The organism is Actinoplanes lutulentus, from assembly GCF_003259845.1.
Classification (GTDB): domain Bacteria; phylum Actinomycetota; class Actinomycetes; order Mycobacteriales; family Micromonosporaceae; genus Actinoplanes; species Actinoplanes lutulentus.
The window spans coordinates 93,617-114,438 of sequence record NZ_QLMJ01000021.1 but is presented as its reverse complement, the minus strand read 5'-3'; the positions used below and the strand labels follow the sequence as shown (position 1 = coordinate 114,438).

Annotated in this window: 16 protein-coding genes; 7 read left to right on the top strand and 9 right to left on the bottom strand. The window is 71.0% G+C overall.

The window, feature by feature from the left end; all coding sequences use genetic code 11:
- Positions 1-10: 10 nt before the first annotated feature.
- The 5 genes from B0I29_RS36040 to B0I29_RS36020 form a co-directional block, all read right to left on the bottom strand.
- Positions 11-2,989: an FtsX-like permease family protein gene (locus B0I29_RS36040; protein WP_111653625.1), complete on the bottom strand. Its 2,979-nt coding sequence runs from the start codon at positions 2,987-2,989 to the stop codon at positions 11-13.
- A complete protein-coding gene (locus tag B0I29_RS36035; protein WP_111653624.1) occupies positions 2,986-5,931 on the bottom strand; it encodes an FtsX-like permease family protein in 2,946 nt (981 codons plus the stop codon). Before B0I29_RS36035 ends, B0I29_RS36040 begins: the two co-directional genes overlap by 4 nt.
- A 135-nt stretch (positions 5,932-6,066) precedes the next feature.
- Entirely contained in the window at positions 6,067-6,981 is a 915-nt protein-coding gene (locus tag B0I29_RS36030) for a formylglycine-generating enzyme family protein (protein WP_111653623.1), read from the bottom strand.
- A 34-nt stretch (positions 6,982-7,015) separates the two neighbouring features.
- Positions 7,016-8,032 carry a Ppx/GppA family phosphatase gene (locus B0I29_RS36025; protein ID WP_111653622.1) on the bottom strand — a complete coding sequence of 339 codons (1,017 nt, stop codon included), beginning with the start codon at positions 8,030-8,032 and terminating at the stop codon, positions 7,016-7,018.
- A gap of 95 nt (positions 8,033-8,127) precedes the next feature.
- On the bottom strand, positions 8,128-9,009 hold the full coding sequence (locus B0I29_RS36020) for an LLM class F420-dependent oxidoreductase (RefSeq protein WP_111653621.1): 882 nt from the start codon (positions 9,007-9,009) through the stop codon (positions 8,128-8,130).
- Positions 9,010-9,137: 128 nt separating this feature from the next.
- On the opposite strand from B0I29_RS36020, the gene B0I29_RS36015 reads away from it, so the two are divergent.
- From B0I29_RS36015 to B0I29_RS36005, 3 genes are all read left to right on the top strand, one after another.
- Positions 9,138-9,542: a hypothetical protein gene (locus tag B0I29_RS36015; protein ID WP_111653620.1), complete on the top strand. Its 405-nt coding sequence runs from the start codon at positions 9,138-9,140 to the stop codon at positions 9,540-9,542.
- 114 nt (positions 9,543-9,656) lie between these two features.
- Positions 9,657-9,845 carry a hypothetical protein gene (locus B0I29_RS36010; protein WP_111653619.1) on the top strand — a complete coding sequence of 63 codons (189 nt, stop codon included), beginning with the start codon at positions 9,657-9,659 and terminating at the stop codon, positions 9,843-9,845.
- 202 nt (positions 9,846-10,047) lie between these two features.
- The gene (locus tag B0I29_RS36005; RefSeq protein ID WP_111653730.1) at positions 10,048-10,695 is read left to right on the top strand and encodes a DUF4352 domain-containing protein; all 648 of its coding nucleotides are present in this window, start codon (positions 10,048-10,050) and stop codon (positions 10,693-10,695) included.
- Positions 10,696-10,705: 10 nt separating this feature from the next.
- Here B0I29_RS36005 and B0I29_RS36000 read toward each other — a convergent pair whose 3' ends face one another.
- Positions 10,706-11,056 carry a hypothetical protein gene (locus B0I29_RS36000; protein ID WP_111653618.1) on the bottom strand — a complete coding sequence of 117 codons (351 nt, stop codon included), beginning with the start codon at positions 11,054-11,056 and terminating at the stop codon, positions 10,706-10,708.
- A gap of 151 nt (positions 11,057-11,207) precedes the next feature.
- Between B0I29_RS36000 and B0I29_RS35995 the strand changes: the two genes are divergently transcribed.
- A complete protein-coding gene (locus tag B0I29_RS35995) occupies positions 11,208-12,233 on the top strand; it encodes a LacI family DNA-binding transcriptional regulator (RefSeq protein ID WP_111653617.1) in 1,026 nt (341 codons plus the stop codon).
- Here the strand turns inward: B0I29_RS35995 and B0I29_RS35990 are convergent.
- The 3 genes from B0I29_RS35990 to B0I29_RS35980 form a co-directional block, all read right to left on the bottom strand.
- The gene (locus B0I29_RS35990) at positions 12,210-13,106 is read right to left on the bottom strand and encodes a carbohydrate ABC transporter permease (RefSeq protein WP_111653616.1); all 897 of its coding nucleotides are present in this window, start codon (positions 13,104-13,106) and stop codon (positions 12,210-12,212) included. The genes B0I29_RS35995 and B0I29_RS35990 overlap by 24 nt on opposite strands.
- Before the next feature lies 1 nt (position 13,107).
- The gene (locus B0I29_RS35985) at positions 13,108-13,956 is read right to left on the bottom strand and encodes a carbohydrate ABC transporter permease (protein ID WP_245973035.1); all 849 of its coding nucleotides are present in this window, start codon (positions 13,954-13,956) and stop codon (positions 13,108-13,110) included.
- A 74-nt stretch (positions 13,957-14,030) separates the two neighbouring features.
- The gene (locus tag B0I29_RS35980; protein WP_111653614.1) at positions 14,031-15,347 is read right to left on the bottom strand and encodes an extracellular solute-binding protein; all 1,317 of its coding nucleotides are present in this window, start codon (positions 15,345-15,347) and stop codon (positions 14,031-14,033) included.
- 346 nt (positions 15,348-15,693) lie between these two features.
- Between B0I29_RS35980 and B0I29_RS35975 the strand changes: the two genes are divergently transcribed.
- The 3 genes from B0I29_RS35975 to B0I29_RS35965 all read left to right on the top strand — a co-directional run bounded on the left by B0I29_RS35975 (position 15,694) and on the right by B0I29_RS35965 (position 20,822).
- Positions 15,694-18,027 carry a glycoside hydrolase family 3 N-terminal domain-containing protein gene (locus B0I29_RS35975; RefSeq protein WP_245973034.1) on the top strand — a complete coding sequence of 778 codons (2,334 nt, stop codon included), beginning with the start codon at positions 15,694-15,696 and terminating at the stop codon, positions 18,025-18,027.
- Positions 18,028-18,074: 47 nt separating this feature from the next.
- Entirely contained in the window at positions 18,075-19,280 is a 1,206-nt protein-coding gene (locus B0I29_RS35970) for a PP2C family protein-serine/threonine phosphatase (RefSeq protein ID WP_111653613.1), read from the top strand.
- Positions 19,281-19,385: 105 nt separating this feature from the next.
- The gene (locus B0I29_RS35965) at positions 19,386-20,822 is read left to right on the top strand and encodes a gamma-aminobutyraldehyde dehydrogenase (RefSeq protein ID WP_111653612.1); all 1,437 of its coding nucleotides are present in this window, start codon (positions 19,386-19,388) and stop codon (positions 20,820-20,822) included.

Here is a 20,822-nt window from a genome sequence, read left to right as displayed (position 1 = left end):
GAGCGGTCCCTCAGGGGATCTTCCGCAACACGCCCCGTGCGGCCGGGATCGCGGCTCCGAGCAGTGCCGCCAGCAGCGCGCCGCCGGTCAGCAGAAGCGGGACCACGCCGGGGCGTCCGGGGAACGGCAGCGGCGGCGGGTTCAGCCCGGCGAGCGGCAGCGCCCAGCCGGTCAGTGCCCACCCCGCGAGCGCGACCGCCATCCCGGCGGTCACCCCCAAGATCACGAGCCATGGGTACGCCCACAGCACCGCTCCCCTGGCTTCCCGGCGCCCGAGCCCCTGCAGTCTCAGCGCCGACAGATCCTCGGCCCGGCGGTGGCGATCGACGGCCGCGGTCAGTACGAGGACCCCCGCCGCGAGGCCGGCCGCGAGCAGCGCGACCAGCCCGAAGTACCCGATCGCCACAGCCGGGCCCTGGCGATCGAGACGCCGGCTCAGCTGCTCGGCGCGGATGTCGCCGACGACCTTCACGCCCTCGTCGGTCAGCCGGGCCACGATGTCGTCCGGTGCGCCGGCCGCCAGCCACACCTGCGCGCCGGTGGCCGGTGCCCCGTCGACGGTGAGCCGGTCGGCGTACTCCAGGTCGACCAGCACGGCCGGACGCCCGGCCGCCGGAATGGCGGGCACCCGGGCCGCGACCGTCACGGGCACGTTGCGATAGTCGAGGCCGGTGACCGTACCCGGGATGCCGCCGCCGGCGATCGCTGCCGGCAGCGGATAGGGGGTGCTGACCGGCTGCACGATCAGGCCCTCGGGCAGGCCGTCCAGGCCGGTCACCGCGATCCGCAGCCCGTCCGGGCCGGTGGCGAGCGAACCACCCCGGGAGACCCGCCACCCCTGCGGATCGGCGCTGCCCAGCCCGTGCAGGGTGATCACCCCGGTGACGTCGAGGACCGCGGATCCGCCGGCGATCTTCAGGGCGTTGACCCGGCAGCCGTCCGCGCACGCGGCCAGTTTCTGCCGGTAGACGTGCCGTCCCTCGCGCAGCACACCCATCGGCGTGACGATGTCCGGCTCGCCGTTGAGCGGGGTGAGCACCACGTCAAGGCTGACCGCTTTGCCCTCACGGAACTCGGTGGCGCTCAGGTCGAGGTTCACGTCCGCGCCGCGCAGCACGAGCGGTTCCGGCGCGGCCGGGTGCAGCAGGCCCGCGATCCGCGCCGGGTCGGTGCCGGCCGGCCAGGTCGCGACGGCAGCGAGCCGGGTGGTGTCCACGGCGAGGGCGGGCCGTTCGCCGTCCGGCGTGACGATCCGGACCACGGCCATCGCCTCGGTGCCGGCCGGGTCGACGGCCCGGACCGCCTCCATGAGCCGGGTACGCCCGATCGGCTCCACAGTCAGCACCCGATCCGCTCCGGTGCCGAGGCCGGCCTGCAGTTCCCGGCCCCGGGCCGCCACGTCGGCGGCGCACGCGGCGTAACAGCTGACCGCGACCGAGGCGACCAGCACCGCGAAGACGGTCGCGGACCGGGGCCGCCGGGACAGCTGGAAACCGGCGAGCCCGGTGCCGAGACGGCCACGCGTGATCGCCCGGTGCCCGTACCAGGCCACCAGCGGGCCGAGCACCCGGGCCAGCAGCAGCGACAGCGCGATCAGCACCAGGGCCGGGGCGGTCGCGCCGGCGCCGCGCAGGTCACCGCTGGTCAGCAGCTGCGCGGTGGCCGCGGCGGCGAGCGCGACGACCAGCACGTCGGTGACCAGCCCGGCGGCCCGTCCGGGCCGGGGCGCGCGGCGCAGCAGTTCGGCGACCGGGCGCAGCAGCGGCCGGCGCTGCGCCAGGACGATGGTGAGCGCGGCCGCGAGCAGGGCCAGCGGCGCCCAGCGCAGGGACGCCGGGTCCGGGTCGGCGCCCACGCCCGGGAAACGGACCGCCACCAGCGCGTTGACGATCAGCTGGCCGCCGAGGGTGCCGGTCATTGCGCCGGCCAGCACCGCGACCAGGCTCTCCCCGGTCGCCAGCCACCAGCGATGCCACCAGCGGGTGCCGCGCAGCGCGATCACCGCGGCCTCCGGCCGGCGGCCCTCGGCGCTGTATCCGACAGCCAGGAACAGGGTCAGGCAGGCGAGCAGGATCAGGGCCAGAGCAGGTACGGGAACCATCTCCCGTACGGCGGCGCGGCCACTGTCGATCCGTTCCATCAGCAGCGGCATCGACGTCGTCAGGGTCAGGCCGCCGCCGAGCTCGGTGACGTCATGCTGGAGCCGGCCCAGGGCGGCTCGCACCTCGGGCAGCCGGTCCACGTCCATGGCACCCGGGCCGGCCGAGCCGTCGATGGTGATCTGCACGTCGCCGCGGTCCATCGTGGTCATCGACCCGAGGCCGATGAACGCGGGCTCGCCGGGCCGGTCGCCCGGGTCCTCGGCGAAATAGCCCTGCCGCCCCCAGTAGAAGTCGCCCGGGTCCGCCGGCCGGTAGACGCCGGCCACGAAGAACCGTTTCGGCTCGCCGGCGGCCACGTACATCATGAAGTCCGGGTCGGAGCGGTAGACCGCGTAGCTCAGGCTCACCGAGTCACCGGCCACCAGGCCGAGCCGGTGCGCGGTCTGCTCGCCGAGCACGATGTCCCCGGCGCCGATGAGGCAGCGCCCGGTCACCATCGTCAGGTGGGCGCAGGCGTCCTGGCGGTACACCATCCGCGTCCGGAACCGGTTGTCCGGCTCGATGCCGACGGTCGGGTACTCAGCGGCGTACACGTACTCGAAGCCGGGGATCGCGACCAGCGCGCCGCCGGTCGACGGCAGGCTGAGCGCAACCGCGTCGCCGGGGACCGCGTCGCCGACCGGGCCGGCGCTCTCGTGCAGGCCGATCGAGACCGTGCGTTCCGGCAGGTCCGCCGAGGCGACCTCACCGGCGGCGACGACCCGGTCGGCCGCGCGTACGAAAGCCGGCGCCGCCACCGCCGGGATGACCGCGAGCGCGGCGAGCAAGGCGAGGACGACGGCCTGCCCGCGCCGGGCCCAGACCATCCGCAGAACGAGCGCGATCACGCGGCGACCTCCCGGGTTCCTCTTCCGGCCAGCCAGTTGGTGGCGGTCAGGACCAGGAGCGCGGTCAAGCCGGCGGTCAGCAGCGGCAGAAAACCGAGGACCTCGGGTACGGCCAGGAGCCGCCAGCCGTCCGCGAAGAGCGAGTCCGGAGCACCGGCCGCTTCCCGGGCCAGCACCGCGGCGAGCAGGCCACCGCCCGCACCGGAGATCGCGACCGCGCCGACACCGGTCCGCCGGGTGGTCGCGGCCGTCCGCGACGACAACCCTTGGGTACGCAGAGCGCGCAGCATCGCCCGGCGCGGCTCACGGTCCACGGCCGCGGCCACCGCGTTCACCGCCGCCGCGACCAGCACCGCCATCACGGCCGCGAACAGGGCGAACGCTCCGGCAGCGGTGGCGCCCCGGGCCGGTAGCCGGGTGGCGCGGGCGGTCACCGAGTCGTCGGCGAGCACGGTCAGGCCGGCCGTGCGCAGAGCGTCCACGACGGACTCCGGGGTCCCGGGGGCCAGCCAGACCTGGGTCACGCCGGACGTGGCCGCGTCGCCGGCCAGCTGCCGCAGCGCGGTCAGGTCGAGCAGGACACCGGTGGTGCCGAGCACCGGCAGGACGGCGGGGGTTGCGGTGACGCGTACCGGGATGGCGCCTATCCCGGCCGGTTCCAGGCGGGACTCCTCGAAACGCCAGGTCGCCGGGGCCGGACCGGCCAGCGCCACGGCGACCGGAAGCGCGGTGTCGGCGGTGAACACCTGGTCGCGGCTGGTGCCGCCGCCCTCGCCGGGACCGGCCGCGAGCGTCAGGCCGTCCGCGCCGCCGGCCAGTTCCAGACCGGACCCGCCCATCGAGGTACGCCACCGGGTGCTGTCGGCGAACTCGGCCTGACCGAGCAGTTCCCGGTCCGGTCCGCTCTGAGTGAGGGTATGCAGCGTGACCGGTCCGCGGTCCGGGTTGCCGTCCGGTCCGGGCAGGGTGGGCAGCTCCCAGCGGACCAGCCGGCAGCCGTCCGCGCAGCCCGGCACCTCGGCGCTGACGGTGTGCTCGCCGCGCGGGATCCGGCCGAAGCCGGCCCGGACCGCGGCGCCGGTCACCTCGTTGCGCAGCACCGCGTCGAGCGAGGCGGCGATGGCCCGGCCGTTGTCCACGCGGACCGTCAGCGCCCGGCCGTTCACCAGCAACGACGGAGTCGTCGCCGGCTGCGGGACGGGCCGGGGCCCGTAAACCGGCCGCCAGGCCGCGGCCGCGGCGGCCCGGGACGCGTCGACGGCGAGCAGCGGCGGATTGCTCGTGCGGTCGACGACGGCCGCGGCCGCGTACCGGCCGTCCGGGTCGGCGGCCGCGACGGCGTGGGTCAGGGCGGTCCAGGTGGCGGCGCGGACGGTGAGGACGCGGTCGGCGCCCAGCTCGGACTCGGCCCGTTCGAGGCGGGCTTCCCGGGAGGCGCCGGCCGCGCCAAGGGCCACCGCTAGCAGCGCCACGGCGGCGGCGGTCAGCGCGAACAACCGGTCCGCGCCGGGTTGCCGGGACATCCGGACCAGGGTGAGCCCGAATCCCAGCCGCCCGGACCGCAGCGCAGCCCCGCCGCCGGCATCCGCGGCCCGGGCCAGGAGGCGGGCCAGCAGCACGGCAACGGCGACCGCTACGGCGGCCGGCGCGAGGGCGCCGACGCCGGCGTCCGGGCTGGCCGAGCGGGCCTGGTACGCGGCGGCCACCGCGATCGTGACCAGGACGACGTCGATGAGGCCGGCCATCCAGGTACGCCGGGCGGGCACGACCCGGCGGAGCAGGGCGGAAACCGGGGTGCGGGCCATCACCAGATCGGCGACGAGCAGGGTTGCCAGGGCGATCAGGACCACAGCGGCGGCGGAGGCTGTCGATAGCAGGGCTGTGGTGCTCACGTGCGTACCCAAGAAGGCGTCTTTGAAGGGTGGACCGGCCAGCAGGATCGCTGAGAGAGGGCCCGCGAGCAGGCCGAGAACCGCGCCGCCCAGCAGGGCGGGGAGTTCCTGGCCGGCGAGCAGGAGGTGCAGGCGCAGGCGGGTGATGCCGCGGAGTTTGAGCAGGGCGGCGTCGCGGCGGCGGTCCCGGGCGGTGTAACGGCCGGCCAGGCCGATGGCGAACCAGGCCAGCAGCAGCGCCGGGACCACGGCGAGCAGCACGCCCCGGACCAGGCGGTCCCGCTCGCCGGCGAGGGCGGCCCGCAGCGGACCGGTCGGGTCCGACACCGTGAACGCGCCCGCCGAGGCGACCACCTCACCCAGGTCGAAGCCGTCGTCGCCGCGCAGCAGCGGGAGCGGTACCTCGGCGGCCCAGGCCAGCGTCGGCGAGCCGAGCGCGCCGCCCGCTGCCGTCTCGGGGACCGTGAAGATCGGGTCGAGGCCGCTCTCCGCCCGGAACAGTTCGTCCGCCCAGTAACCTGCCGACGGGTCTCGCGGCTCATAGGTGCCGGTCACCGTCAGGGGCACCGGATCGGCCTCAGGGTTGGCGCGGACGGTGATGCGGTCGTTGAGGCGTACCCGCAAGCGGCGTGACGATTCCGCGGTGAGTGCCGCCTCGCCCGCCTGTGACGGGCAACGCCCGGCCAGGCGGACCTGGTCGCAGAAACCGTCCCGGGCGACCACCGCGACCTGATCGGCGCCACCACCGGGGATGTCGATGGTCGTCCGCAGCGCCAGCCCGAGAATCGGCGTGGCGCCGGGAAGCGGGAGCACTTTCGCGACCTCGGCCCCGAACTGGTCATCCCCGGGCCCGCTCCCGGCCTGATGCACGGTGATCATCCGGTCCCCGGCCGGAACGGCGCCGGTGGCCTGTGTGGAGGAGCGGGCGTCGGCGATCAGGACGTACCAGGGTGCGGCGGCGGCCACGGTGGCCGGCAGCGCGGTGAGGATGAGCAGGGTCAGCGCCTGCGCGGCCCGAAACCGCACGGCGCCCGCGACGATCCTGAACACGTGGCCGCTCTCCCCCGCGTCGACGTTGTCCCGACAGCCTCACGCCGAGCGCCCGGAAAGGCACGCCCGCCGGGCCAGACCGTTACGTCTCCGAGACAGACGGACGCCGATCGGGCCGGCGCATCGCCGGCCCGATCACCGGTTCGCTGCGGTGCGGAAGCCCATGTTGCCGGTTGAGGAGTCGGGGGTGTTGGAGGAGCGAGCGGCGTTGCGGTAGCGGTTGCAGTAGGAGTCGTGGCAGAGGTACGAGCCGCCTCGGATGACCTTGGCGGTGCCGTCGGCCGGACCGCGGGGGTCGCCGGCCGGGGATTCGGCGTAGTAGGTGGGTGAGAACCAGTCGGCCACCCACTCCCAGACGTTGCCGACCGGCTGCCACAGGCCGTACGCGTTCGGCGTGAACGTGCGGACCGGCGCTGTCGTGATGAAGCCGTCCGAGCCGAGGTTCGTCGTCGGGAAGCTGCCCTGCCAGATGTTCAGGGCGTGGCCGTCCGACGGAAGCTCGTCGCCCCAGGGATAGCGCAGCGACGGCAGGCCCGCCCTCGCCGCGCACTCCCACTCCGCCTCCGACGGCAGGCGGCGGCCCGCCCAGGCGCAGTACGCCTGTGCGTCGTTCCAGCTCACGTGCACGGCCGGGTGATCGTCGGCCGCCACGTCGGACGGGCCGCCGGGGTGTGCCCAGTTCGCGCCCTCGACACCGAGCCACCACGGTGTGCCCTGCATCTGGCCCGCTACGTGATCAGGATCGGTCAGGGCCAGGTGGAAGACGGCGGACCAGCCGTACTGCTCGGCGTCGGTGCGATAACCCGTCTCCGTCGCGAAGGCCCGGAAGTCGGCGACCGTCACGGAGGTGGCGTCGATGCTGAAGGCCGGTACGCGTACCGGATGGACCGGTTGCTCGCCGTCCGCGCGTACCCCATCGTCGTGAGCGTCGCCCATCGCGAAGGTCTGGGAAGGCACCGAGATCTGCTCGATCCGATGGTTTCCGGTGCCGGGAACCGGCGCCGGAACCGAGGTGAGCGGCCGGTCCGCGGACGGCGTGCAACAATCCATGACCGATAGGATAGGTAGGCTTTTGCCGCCTGCTTCAGACGGGTGCGAGACAGCGCTGCGACCAGGGGCTCGGCGTCCACAACGCGCGAGCGGCCGACCAGCGGTCCTCGACCGGCACTGCCTCCTCGGCCAGGCGCCGCAGCAGGATGCCCTCGCGCAGGCCCCACGGGCAGATCCGCGCGCTGTCCTCGCCGAACGCCTCCAGCAGCTCATAGGCCACGATCGCCCCGGCCAAAATCTGGTGGGCGCGATGTGCGGACACGCCGGGCAGGTGCTGCCGCTTGTCGGTGGGCAACCGGGACAGCCGCTCGATCCACTTGCGCAGGGCTTTGCGCTGCACAAACCGCGGCCGGTGCTGCCCGTGGCGCATCGGCACGGCGCCGGTCAGCCGGGACAGCTGGTAAAACGTCCGCGACGCGGCGACGACGCTGCGCGGCACCGGCCAGTCGGACGGCTGGACGACCTCGCGCAGCTGGCCGCGCACGTGCCGGTGCAGCCGCCGCACCGCCGCGTTCGACGGCGGGTCGCCGTCGTCGAGGAACTCCCGGGTGAGCCGCCCGGCGCCCATCGGCAGTGACAGCGCGCGCAGCGGCACCTGGCCCTCGCCGGACGCGACCTCCAGGGTCCCGCCGCCGATGTCGAGCAGCAGCATCTGCCCGGCGTCACGGCCCAGCCAGCTGCGGGCCGCCAGGAACGTCAGCTCGGCTTCCTCGATGCCGGACAACGCGCCCAGCCTGATGCCGGCACGGTCCTCGATCGCGCCGAGCATCTGGTCGCGGTTCGGACAGTCCCGGATCGCCGCGGTGCCGTACGCGAAGATCTCGTCGACGCCGGCACGCCGGGCCCGGTCCATGGCCGAGGCGACGGCCGAGGTGACCAGGTCCCGGCCCCGGCCGTCGATCGTGCCGTCGGAAGCGATGCGTTTGGCGACGTAGGTCCGGACCTTCCACGACCGAGCCGGGAACGCCTTTTTCCGATCGGGGCGGGCCCCGGTCTCGGTGACGACCAGGTTGACCGCCTGCGATCCGACGTCGAGCACACCTATCCGCATCGGCGTCGCCTACCCAAAATCAACCCATCCTCACCCGAACCGCTGAACACGCAATGTTCGAGCCTACCCGGACAAGATTTCGGGATTCGGTAACCTCAGCTGAACTGTGGGATCACCTCGTCGGCGAAGCGCAGCATCTGCTCGTGGTCGTAGGCCACCCGCGGGAAGTAGGTGATGAGGTAATCGGCGCCGGCCTCGCGGATCCGCTCCACCTTGGCGACCAGGTCCGCGGTGGTATCGCCGGCCTGGATGTTGAGGCTGGTGGATTTGGTGATCCGGTCGTAGTCACGGCCCAGCCGGTCGCAGTGCTCCCGCAGCACGGCGAGCTTCTGCTTGATGATCTCCGGGTCGCCGTTGCCGAGGTTGGAACCGTCGGCGTACTGCGCGACCAGCTTGAGCGTCACCTTCTCGCCGCCACCGCCGAGCCAGAACGACGGGTGCGGCTTGCGTACGCCCTTGGGCTCGTTGATCGGCTGATCGATGCGGTAGTGCTTGCCGGTGAAGACCGGCCGTTCCTCGGTCCACATCTTGTGCACGATCTGCACGGCCTCGCGGAAGGCGGCCATCCGCTCGGGAACCTCGGCCCACTCGTACCCGTAGGCCTTCCACTCCTGCTCGTACCACCCGGCGCCGAGCCCGGCGTAGAGACGGCCGCGGCTGGCGACGTCGACCGTGGACGCCATCTTCGCGTAGAGGGCCGGGTGACGGTAACCGTTGCAGCCGACCATCTGCCCGATGTTGACCCGGCTGGTGTCCCGGGCCAGGGTGGCGCTGACCGTCCACGCCTCGAAGGTGGTGTTCATGGTGGGCTCGGGGAACGTGTGAAAGTGGTCGTACACCCAGACGCTGTCCCACGAACCGGCGTCGGCCAGCCTCGCGACCTGGGTCATCGCCTCGTACTGCTCAACCGGGTCAGCGATCTCGTCAAGATCGTTACGCCACCCCTGCGGCACGAAAACCCCGAAACGCATGCTCATGAGATCAACGTACCCATCCGCCGTGGTCGACCAGTGGCGACCCGGCCGATCTTCGCCCTCGACGGCGCTCCTGGTTCGGGGTGCTGTGCCCGCCCGGACTGGCTGTCGCACCGGGTCGACAACTACAAATGTCCACGAGCGCCGAGCAGGAGGACTACATGGACGAGCAGACCAGATCGGATTGGAACAGGGCGGTCGCCGCGGATCTGCGTATCGCTGAGCTCGCCGACGCGGCTTGTTATCTGTTGCGTTCCGCGGAGCCGGGGACCGGCTTCGCCGTGAATTTGTACAGCGATGTGCGGGAGTACCTGGAGTGTCTCGTGGGCTTCACGCGGAAGCAGCCCTTCCCGGCGGTCGGGCGTACCCGGACCGAGGGCGCGCATGAGCGATTCCTCGCGATCCTCCGGCAGCCGATTCAGATCAGCGTGGAGAATGTCCGATTCCTGAGTAGCGCACGGGCATACGACGTCACCCACGATGTTGTTCTGACGCGGCTTCGCGAGATCGAGGAACGAGCTGAGTGGCGTGGCTGACGAGGTCATCGCGGGCACCGGTCCCCGCAGCGAGATCGACGTTCTAGTCGGCGGGAGACGACCAGCGGCCAATTGGGTATTCACACAGCCCACCCAACGCCGGAAGGACACACCATGACCACGATCCGCGTCAGGTTCGTCGGAGCCGACAAGTATCGCGACTTCCAGGTCGACGCCGGCACGGCCGAAGGAATCGTCGCGCAGCTGACCGATCCGAATTCGGTCGTCACCTTCAACGACGATTACGGCACCACGTACGTCCCGGTGCGGGGCATCACCTACATCACCGTCCGGACCAGCTGAGACAGTGGATCAACGACGAAACGGCGGGTCGGAATCTGGTTTCCCGATTGACCGCCGGCCATAGCCGATCGACGTCGGCGCTTGGATGATCGGCCCATCGCTCGATGCGCTGCCGGCGGGTTGGACGGTTGCGGCCGGGTTCGGGACCGGGGTTCGACCGCACATCGGTCCTTGGCCCCTGGTCCGTGTGGAGCGCGTTCTCATGACCTACCAGCCACCCCAATATCCGCCTGCCCAGCCTGTGCAGGGTGTTCCCGGTCAGGTTCAGTGGGGTGCTCCCCCGCCCGCGCCGAAGAAGAAGCGGTGGCCGTGGATTGTCGCCGGCGTTCTCCTTGCCGGCGTCCTGGGCTGTGTCGGCTTGTTCACGCTGGTTCTCGGCGGCACCGCAAAAGTGGTGGGGGATGCGGCCGGGGAGATGGACGCCAACCGTAAGGGCGAGAACGCTGTAGCGGGGAAGGTGGGTACCGCGGCCACCGACGGCAAGTTCCAGTTCACGGTGACCAAGCTGAAGTGCGGGGTCGACCGCGTCGGGCCAGCCGAGTTCGGGGAGAAGGCGCAGGGCGAGTTCTGCCTGCTCGATGTGACGGTGAAGAACGTCGGTGCCTCAGCGGAGGTGTTCTCGGACATGTCGCAGTACGCCTACGACGCGGCCGGTGGCGAGTATCAGGTGGATTCGGGTGCGGGCACCTGGGCCAACAAGGATCACTCGACGTTCCTGGAGTCGCTGAACCCCGGTAACACCGTGAAGGGAAAGCTGGTGTTCGACGTGCCGGAAGGTACGAAGCTGACGTCAGTGGTACTGCATGAGTCGATGTACACCGCTGGTATCCGAGTCCCGCTGGCCGGCTGAACCGGGCGGCCTACCCGGCGGCGGGCTCCTGCAGCCTGCGCCACCCCGCGATCTGCTCCAGCAACTCCCGCAGCGGCTCGTCGAGGATCTCGCCCGTCGTCTCTCGCCGCCGGAGTGACTCCTCGACGTGCTCGGCCAGCTCGATCCGGTCGTCCCCCGGCGCCCAGGGCACGTCGGCGAGCACGTCCGGCGCCTGCTTGCCGTCGACGCTGACGGTCAGCGCGGTCAGCGTGCCGACGCGATGGACGTGGATGAGCTCCGGGCCGACGAGCGGGTAATAGGCAGTCCGGTCCTCACCGGAAAGCTGCCGCCAGCCCATCTGCTCGCCGGTGAACAGGTAGCGGTCGGTTGTGTCGTCCACACCCTGACCGTAGCGACTGTGTGACCCGCCGGGAGCCGATCGCGGTGGAGTGCCGTGAGGGCCTGTGGAGTGCGGGAACGCGGCGTGGCATGATTTCGATGCCGGGACCGGAAGTTGCAGCGGGCATCGCCCGGCCGTAAGGAGCGCTCCCATGGCTGTGGCCAGGCAACGTGTGACCATCGCGGCCATCGCGGAAGCCGCCGGTGTCTCGGTGCCGACGGTGTCGCGAGTGCTCAACGGGCGCTCCGACGTGTCGCCGCAGACCCGGGAACTGATCGAGAGGCTTCTCCGGGAGCACGACTACCGGCCTCGCAACTCTCGGCATTCGGGCCGGGCGCGGCTGGTCGACCTGGTCTTCAACGACCTGGACAGCCCGTGGGCGCTGGAGCTGATCCGCGGTGTCGAGGACGTCAGCCACGCGGCCGGGGTGGGCACTGTCGTGTCCCAGGTGCACCACCGGACCACCGTGGCGCGGCAGTGGCTGCAGAACCTGCGGGCCCGCGCGTCCGACGGCGTCATCTTCGTGACCTCGGACGTCGCCGAGCCGATCCACGCCGAGCTGCACCGGCTCAAGGTGCCCGTGGTGATCATCGATCCGGCCGGTGGCGCTGCCGCGGACGTACCGACGATCGGCGCGACCAACTGGTCGGGTGGCCGGACCGCCACCGACCATCTGCTGTCGCTGGGGCACCGGCGGATCGGTTTCGTCGCCGGTCCGAAGGATCTGCTGTGCAGCCGGGCCCGGCTCGACGGTTACCGCGCGGCTCTGGAAGCGGCCGGGTTGCAGGCCGACGACGAGCTGATCGAGACCGGCGACTTCCGGCACGAGTCCGGGTTCGCGGCGGCGAACAAGCTGCTCAGTGTGGACAACCCGCCGACCGCGATCTTCGCGTCCAGCGACCTGATGGCGCTCGGTGCCTGCGAGGCGGCGCGGCGGCGCGGGCTGCGGGTGCCCGATCAGCTCAGCGTGGTCGGGTTCGACGACCTGCCCGAGTCGCGGTGGGCCTCTCCCCCGCTCACCACGGTCCGGCAGCCGCTCGCCGAGATGGGGGCGCTCGCCGCGCGTACCGTCCTGCGGTTGTCGCGCGGCGAGACCATCGAGACTCCCCGGGTCGAGCTGGTCACCAAGCTGATGGTGCGCGAGAGTACGAGCTCACTTCCCGAATCCGGCCGTTAGACCGCTGAGCAGCTGCCGGCGGCCGAGGACGTACAGCGTCAGGATCGGCAGCGTGGTCAGCACGACCGAGGCGAGCACGGCCGGGATGTTGACGCTGTACTGACCCTGGAAACTCCAGAGCGCGAGCGGCAGGGTGCGCTGCTCGGGGCTCTGGGTGAGGATCAGCGGCAGGATGAAGCCGTTCCACACCGTGAGTCCCTGGTAGATCAGCACGGTCACGATGGCCGGGCGGGTCAGCGGGAACGCGAGCCGCCACAGCGTGCCCCACTCGGTGGCGCCGTCCATCCGCATCGACTCGAAGAGCTCCTTCGGCACGTCGCGGACGAAGTTCGACAGCACCAGCACGGACAGCGGGATGGCGAACGCCAGCGACGGCAGGATGATCGCGCCGAGCGTGTCGTACATCTGGAGCTTGATGATGAGCAGGTAGATCGGGATGATCACCGCTTGGAGCGGGATGGCCAGACCCATCAGGAACAGCCCGTTCACCCCGCGCAGGAACCGGCTCGCGGCACTGCCGCGGACGATCGCGTACGCCGCCATGAACGACACCAGCACCGCAGGACCGACCGCACCGACGGTGACGATGACGCTGTTGATGAAGTAGCTGACGAAGTCGCTCTCCAGCACGAACCGGTAGTTCTCCAGGGTCGGGCTGGACGGCGGGACGAGCGGGTTGGTGGCGTAGTAGTCCTCCTGCAGCTTGAAGCTGGTGATGACGATCCAGTAGATCGGCAGCAGGACGACGAACAGCCAGATCCAGCCGGCCAGGCCACCGAGCCAGTTGTACTGCAGCAGCCGCGGGCGGCGCCTGCGGGCGACCGGCGGCGGGACGACCGCTGCCTGCGAGACATTGTCGAGCATCGTGGTCATCTCAGAGCCCTTCCAACTGACTCGCCGTGGCGTCGCGGCCGCCGAGCCGGCGCAGCCCCAGGGCGAGCGCCAGGCCGACGAGCACCAGGATCACCGCGATCGCGCTGGCCGGGCCCATCAGGTCGGCCTTGAAACCGCGCTGGTACATGTCGACGGCCAGGGCCCGGGTCGCGTCGCCGGGGCCGCCGGCGGTGAGCACCCAGATCAGGTCGAAGAACGTCAGCGAGCCGACCACCATCAGGGTCGACGACGTGATGACCGTGTACTTGAGCTGCGGCAGCGTGATGCTGAAGAACTGCCGGACCCGGCCGGCGCCGTCGATCTGGGCGGCTTCGTACATCGAGGCCGGGATCTGCCGGATGCCGCCCTGGTAGATCAGGGTGTGGAACGGGATGAACTGCCAGGACACCACGAACACCACGACGCCCATGGCCAGGGTGCTGTTGCCGAGCCAGTCCTGCTGGAGGAACTCGAAGCCGAGGCCGGCGCCGAGACCGAAGTTCGGGTCCAGCAGCGCCTTGAACGTGATCGAGATGGCCGCCTGGCTGAGCAGCAGCGGGACGAAGAAGAGCACCGCGAGCACCGAGCGGTACCGCTTGTGGGCGGCGATGAAGACGCCGAGCAGCAGCGAGATCGGTGTCTGGAACAGCCAGGACAACGCCATGATCAGGAAGGTGACCCAGAGCGCGTGCGGCAGCCCGGGGTCGCTCAGCACCGAACGCCAGCTGTCCAGGCCGGTGAACGGGATGTCCGTGCTGAGCCTGTTCCACGAGGTGAAGCTCAGCAGCAGCACGCCGATGAGCGGCACGATGCCGAACGTGAGGAACGCGACCAGCGCCGGCCAGGCCATCCAGGTGACGGAACCGCCCCGCCCGCCGCTGTTCGCGGCAGGCGGAGCGATTTTTGGAGCCGGCGGAGCAATCGTCATTTGCCGATGACCTGGTTCATGCTGTCGGCGAACTGCTGGGGCGCGATCTGCAGCTGGAACAGCTTGGCGATGTTGTCCAGCAGCGTCTCGGCGGCCGTCGGGCTCAGCGCCTGGTCCCAGGACTGTCCGAAGTACTTCGCGCTGCTGGACACCTGGTAGATGAAGTTCAGGAAGTCCTTGTCCGGCGAGGCGGCGAGCTTGGCGTCGGCGCCCTTGACGATGGGCACACCGCCGGTCTCGATCCAGCCCTGCTGCTCGGTGTCGTCGAGCAGGCTGGTGAAGAACTTCTTCGCCGTGTCCTTCTGCGCGTCGCTGGCCTTCGAGTAGATCGAGAGGAACTGGCCGGCGTTACCGACGGTGTTCGACGGGTCTCCGGTGCCGCCCTCGACGGTCGGGAAGTTCACGTACCCGAGCTTGCCGTCCTTGATGAAGCTGCCGCCCTCGGCCGAGATGATGCCGTAGGACCAGGAGCCGTGCAGCATCATGGCCGCCTTGCCCCGGTAGAGCAGCGCCTGGTCGGCGTTGGAGTCGGCGGTGATCGAGGAGAAGCCCTTGACGAAGCCGTTCGCCTTGATCAGGTTCTGGATCTCGGTGAGGCCCTTGAGCGAGGCCGGGTTGTTCCACGCGTTGGCCTGGCCGTCGAAGACGGACTGGAAGACCTCGGGGCCGCCGATGCGGTCGAAAAGGAACTCCAGCCACATCATGTTGGTCCAGCGGGACTGGCCGCCCAGCGAGAACGGCGCGATGTTCGCCGCGTTGATCTTCGGGACGATGTCCATGACCTCGCCCCAGGTGGTCGGGGGCGAGAGCTTGAGCTTGTCGAAGACCTCTTTGTTGTAGAAGAGGACGATCGGCTGCACGGTCTCGCACGGCATCGCGTAGATCTTGCCGTTGATGGTGGCCGGGCCGAACGAGGCCGGGAAGAGCCGGTCCTTGACCGCGGCGTTCTGACCGAACCAGTCGGTCAGGTCGTCGACCTGGTCGTTGTCGACGTAGCTCTTGAGGCCACCGCCACCCCAGCCCCAGATGATGCTGGGCGCCTGGCCCGCGCCGAGCGCGGTCTTGAGCTTGTCCTTGTACGCGTCGTTCTGGAACGTGGTGACCTTGATCTGGCCGCCGGTGTTGGCCTTGTTGAACCGGTCGACCGCGCCCTGACGGATGGGCTCACCGGGCGGGCCACTGAGGAACCAGTAACCGGCCTCGGCGCCGGAACCGGTGCCGGTGCTTTCGGAGGGACCGGAACTGCCACATGCGGCGAGGGCTGCGCCCGCGGCGGCTCCGGCGGAAAGGGTCAAGAAATTCCTGCGCTTCACGCTGGTCTCCGTATTCGAAGAAGCCGCGTCGGGGCACGGCTGGCGATATGGCAATGGCCGGCACCCGATTTCCGGAACTACCGGTTTCCCGAACCGGTTAAGTTTCGAAAGTTTCGAATGCCCGCCGCAATTTAACGCGAGGTTTCGTTAACGTAGGGTTTCGTCGACACAAGTGTCAAGACCCTTGCCGTAACAGTGCTCACAGCGCGAGAGTAGGCAACGTGGGCTCGCGCCGGAAGGCTGCGGCAAGAGCAGTTCGCCGCTGATCGGCGGACACCGAAAGTTTCGGAGGTTTTCCTTGACAACAGATCAGCCGACTCAACCCTGGCAGGACCCTGGCCTGCCGGTGGCCGACCGTGTCGAGGCGTTGCTGGCCGTCATGAGCCTGGAAGAGAAGGTTGCGCAACTCGGCAGCCGCTGGCTCGGCAAGGACAAGGGCGCCACCGGCGCGGCCGGTCCGGAACCCGAGGAGAGCCACAACGTCGCGCCGATGGAGGACGAGTTCGCCGCCGGCGCCGCGCTGGAGGACGCCAGCCGGCACGGCCTCGGCCACCTCACCCGGGTCTACGGCAGCTATCCGCTCACCGTCGCCGAGGGCGCCGCCGAGCTGGTCCGCCAGCAGCGGATCGTGATGGGCTCCTCGCGCCTGGGCATCCCGGCCATCGTGCACGAGGAGTGCCTGACCGGCTTCACCGCGTACGGGGCGAGTGTCTATCCCTCCGCCACCGCGTGGGGTGCGACGTTCGACCCGGACCTGATCGAGCGGATGGCCGCCGCGATCGGGCGGGACATGGCCGCGCTCGGCGTGCACCAGGGCCTGTCTCCGGTGCTCGACGTGGTCCGCGACTACCGGTGGGGCCGGGTCGAGGAGGCGATCGGCGAGGACCCGTACCTGGTGTCGCAGGTCGGCGCCGCCTACGTGCGCGGGCTGCAGAGCGCCGGTGTGATCGCCACTCTCAAGCACTTCGCCGGGTACTCCGCCGCCCGCGGCGCCCGCAACCACGGCCCGGTGCCGATGGGCCGCCGCGAGCTGCTCGACGTGATCCTGCCGCCGTTCGAGACCGCGATCGCCCCGGTCGCCGGTGGCGGTGCCGGCGCCGGCTCGGTGATGAACTCGTACTCCGACGTCGACGGTGTCCCGGCCGGCGCCGACGAGTGGCTGCTCACCGACCTGCTCCGCGACGAGTGGGGCTTCACCGGCACTGTGGTCTCCGATTACTGGTCGGTGCCGTTCCTGGCGAGCATGCACGGCATCGCCGCGGACAACGGCGGCGCCGGCGTCCGCGCGCTGATCGCCGGCATCGACGTCGAGCTTCCGGACACCATCGGGTACGGCGACGAGCTGGTCGCCCGGGTCCGCAGCGGCGAGATCTCCGAGGACCTCGTCGACCGCGCCGCCCGCCGGCTGCTCACCCAGAAAGCGGCCCTCGGCCTGCTCGATCCGGAGTGGACACCGGAGGCCTCGGTGACCGGCGCGACGGACCTGGACCTCGACTCCCCCGCCAACCGCACGCTCGCCCGCGAGCTGGCGGAACGCTCGATCGTCCTGCTCGACCCGGGCACCGCACTGCCTCTCGCCAACCCCGGCACGATCGCGGTGGTCGGGCCGTGCGCCGACGACGCGCGTACCTTCCTGGGCTGTTATGCCTTCCCCAACCACGTCCTCCCGCGCTATCCGGGCGTGGACGCCGGCATCGCGCTTCCCAGCGCCTGGGAGGCGCTCAAGGTCGAGTTCAACACCAGCGAGATTGTGTACGCGGCCGGCTGCGCGGTCAGTGGTGATGACCGGTCCGGTTTCGCCGAAGCCGTCGGGGCCGCGCAGGCCGCCGACGTGACAGTGGTGTTCGTCGGTGACCTGGCCGGCCTGTTCGGCAAGGGCACCTCCGGCGAGGGCTGCGACGCCGAGGACCTGCGGCTTCCCGGCGTGCAGGCCGACCTCGTCGACGCGCTGCTGGCGACCGGCAAACCGGTGGTCGTGGTGGTGGTCTCCGGCCGCCCGTACGCGCTCGGTGACGTGGCCGGCCGCGCCGCCGGGCTGGTGCAGGCGTTCATGCCGGGTGAGGAGGGCGGCGCCGCGATCGCCGGCGTGCTCTCCGGCCGGGTCCAGCCCAGCGGCAAGCTCCCGGTGCAGATCCCCCGGCACCCGGGCGGCCAGCCCGGCACCTACCTGCAGCCCAAGCTCGGCGCGGAGCACCTGGGCCCCAGCAACCTCGACCCCACCCCGCTGTACGCGTTCGGCCACGGCCGCTCGTACACCACGTTCGCCGTGGACGAGCTGCGGATCAGCGCGGACCGGGTGCCGACCGACGCGGAGTTCACCGTCACCGTGCGGGTCACCAACACCGGCGAGCGGGCCGGCGCCGAGGTGGTGCAGCTCTATCTGGCCGATCCGGTCGCCGAGGTCACCCGTCCGGTGAAACAGCTTGTCGGGTTCCAGCGCGTCGAGCTCGCGCCGGGTGCGGCCGCCGACGTGGTGTTCGCCGTGCACACCGACCGGACCGCGTTCACCGGACGACGTATGCGGCGCATCGTGGAACCCGGTGAGCTGCGCGTTCTCGTCGGCGTCTCGGCCGGGGACCTGCCGTGCGAAGGCTCGGTGGAGCTCACCGGCGACCTGCGGGAGGCCGGCCCGGGCCGCCGGCTGGTCACCCCGGTGGAGGTGCGGCCCGCCGATTCGTGACTCCCGGTTACGGCCCGCGACCAGCGCTAAACACTAGGCTTTGAATCGTGCCCCGACGCATCAGGAACGATGAGCGGCTGCGGCGGCTCGAGGCGGTCACCGATGCGACGCTGTCCCGGCTCGACGTCTCGGATCTCCTCGACGAGTTGCTGGACCGGGTCCGCGATCTCCTGGACGTCGACACCGCCGCGATCCTGCTGCTCGACGTGCACGCCCAGCAGCTCGTCGCGACCGCGGCGAAAGGCCTGGAGGACGAGGTCCGCACCGGATTCCGGGTCGCGGTCGGCCGCGGGTTCGCCGGCCGGATCGCGGCGACCCGGCGCCCGGTGCGGATCGACGACGTCACCGCCGACGACGTCATCAACCCGATACTGCTGGAGAAGGGGATCCGGTCGCTGCTCGGCGTACCGATCGTGAACGGCACCGACCTGGTCGGGGTGCTGCACGTCGGCTCGCTGAGCCGGCGGGTGTTCGGCGACGACGACGTGGCCCTGCTGGAGCTGGTCGCCGACCGGGCCGGGGTGGCCGGGCGGATCCGGTCGGCCAAGCTCGACCAGCAGGCCGCGCTCGCGTTGCAGCGCAGCCTGCTGCCGGCCCGGCTGCCCGAGGTGCCCGGCATCGAGCTGGCCGCCCGGTACGTTCCCGGGCACGCGACCGGCGTCGGCGGCGACTGGTACGACGTCTTCGAGCTGCCCACCGGCTGGGTCGGTGTGGTGATCGGTGACGTGTCCGGCCACGGCCTGGCCTCGGCGGTGGTGATGGGACGGGTCCGGAGTGCTCTTCGTGCGTACGCAATGATCTGTGACGATCCGGCGCAGGCGCTGACGCTGCTGGACCGCAAGGTCCAGCATTTCGAGGCGGGGAGCCTGACCACCGCGCTCTACGTGATGGTGAGCCCGGAGCGGGACCGCCTGGTCATCTCCTCGGCCGGTCACCTGCGGCCGGTGCTGGCCGAGCCGGGCCGGGCCGCCGCGCTCGCCGGCATCGTGGTGGACCCGCCCCTCGGCGCCGGCCGGCGGCTGCGGCCGCGGCGCAGCACCACCCTCGCGCTGGAGCCGGGCACGGTGCTGTTCTGTTACACCGACGGGCTCGTCGAGCGACGCCAGCAGGTGATCGACATCGGTCTGGGACGGCTGGTGGAGACCGTTCTCGCGGGCCCCGCCGACGTGGTGTGCGCTACCGTCATGGCCGAGGCCGGGGTGGAACAGCCGACCGACGATGTCGCTGTCCTCGCGCTACGCCGCCACGTTTGAGGCCATCGTGTTTCCGGTACGGAAAAATTCCTTAACCCTCTTGTTCGCCACGGATTCAGCGGAAAAGATGGGGCCGCATGCACTGATACCACAGCTGGAGGCCGGATGAGCGCCAAGACGGTTCTGCACAACTTCGTCGGTGGCGAGGCCGTCGCGCCCGCCGAGGGCCGTTACGAGGACCTGATCGACCCGTCGACCGGCGAGGTGTTCGCCTCGGCGCCCGTCTCCAGCGCCGCCGACGTCGACCGGGCCATGCAGGCCGCCGCGACCGGGTTCGCGGAATGGCGCACCACCACCCCGAGTGACCGGCAGCGGGCGCTGCTGAAGTTCGCCGACGCGATCGAGTCCCGCGCCGACGAGCTGGTCGCGCTCGAGTCGCAGAACACCGGCAAGCCGCTCGGCCTGACCGCCAGCGAGGAACTGCCGCCCGCGATCGACCAGATCCGGTTCTTCGCCGGCGCCGCCCGCCTGCTCGAAGGCCGCTCCGCCGGGCAGTACATGAACGGCTTCGAAAGCTACGTGCGCCGCGAGCCGATCGGCGTCTGCGCCCAGGTCACGCCGTGGAACTACCCGCTGCTGATGGCCGTCTGGAAGATCGCTCCGGCGCTCGCCGCCGGTAACGCCGTGGTGCTCAAGCCGTCCGACACCACCCCGGTCACCTCGGTGCGACTGGCCGAGATCGCCGCCGAGTTCTTCCCGGCCGGCGTCTTCAACGTGGTCCTCGGCGACCGGGACACCGGCCGCGCGCTGGTCGAGCACAAGACCCCGCAGATGGTGTCGATCACCGGCTCGGTCCGGGCCGGCATGGAGGTGGCCGGCTCCGCCGCCGCCGACCTCAAGCGCACCCACCTCGAACTCGGCGGCAAGGCCCCGGTCGTGGTCTTCGACGACGCCGACATCGAGGCCGCCGCCGCCGCGATCGCCGAGGCCGGCTATTTCAACGCCGGCCAGGACTGCACCGCCGCCACCCGGGTGATGGTCGCCGCCGGCGCCTACGACGACTTCGTCGCGGCCCTAGCCGAGCAGGCCAAGGCCATCAAGACCGGGCGCCCGGACGACGAGGACGTGCTCTACGGCCCGGTCAACAACGCCGGCCAGCTCGCCCGGGTCGCCGGGTTCATCGACCGGCTGCCCGACCACGCGGTGCTGCAGGCCGGTGGCGCGCGGGTCGGCGACCGCGGCTACTTCTGGTCACCGACCGTCGTGTCCGGGCTGCGCCAGGACGACGAGATCATCCAGAACGAGGTGTTCGGCCCGGTCATCACCGTGCAGAAGTTCACCGACGAGGACGAGGCGGTGCGCTACGCCAACGGCGTCGAGTACGCCCTGGCCTCCAGCGTCTGGACCAAGGACCACGGCCGGGCCATGCGGATGACGCAGAACCTCGACTTCGGCTGTGTCTGGGTCAACTGCCACATCCCGCTGGTGGCCGAGATGCCGCACGGCGGCTTCAAGCACTCCGGGCACGGCAAGGACCTCTCGGTATACGGCCTCGAGGACTACACCCGGATCAAGCACGTCATGCACAACGTAGGAGCCTGA

Coding starts and splice junctions, on each gene's coding strand:
- B0I29_RS35990 (WP_111653616.1), bottom strand. CDS start 13,106: ATGACCACGATGCTCGACAATGTCTCGCAGGCAGCGGTCGTCCCGCCG.
- B0I29_RS35985 (WP_245973035.1), bottom strand. CDS start 13,956: ATGGCCTGGCCGGCGCTGGTCGCGTTCCTCACGTTCGGCATCGTGCCG.
- B0I29_RS36010 (WP_111653619.1), top strand. CDS start 9,657: ATGACCACGATCCGCGTCAGGTTCGTCGGAGCCGACAAGTATCGCGAC.
- B0I29_RS36030 (WP_111653623.1), bottom strand. CDS start 6,981: ATGGATTGTTGCACGCCGTCCGCGGACCGGCCGCTCACCTCGGTTCCG.
- B0I29_RS35995 (WP_111653617.1), top strand. CDS start 11,208: ATGGCTGTGGCCAGGCAACGTGTGACCATCGCGGCCATCGCGGAAGCC.
- B0I29_RS36025 (WP_111653622.1), bottom strand. CDS start 8,032: ATGCGGATAGGTGTGCTCGACGTCGGATCGCAGGCGGTCAACCTGGTC.
- B0I29_RS35965 (WP_111653612.1), top strand. CDS start 19,386: ATGAGCGCCAAGACGGTTCTGCACAACTTCGTCGGTGGCGAGGCCGTC.
- B0I29_RS36020 (WP_111653621.1), bottom strand. CDS start 9,009: ATGAGCATGCGTTTCGGGGTTTTCGTGCCGCAGGGGTGGCGTAACGAT.
- B0I29_RS36005 (WP_111653730.1), top strand. CDS start 10,048: ATGACCTACCAGCCACCCCAATATCCGCCTGCCCAGCCTGTGCAGGGT.
- B0I29_RS36015 (WP_111653620.1), top strand. CDS start 9,138: ATGTCCACGAGCGCCGAGCAGGAGGACTACATGGACGAGCAGACCAGA.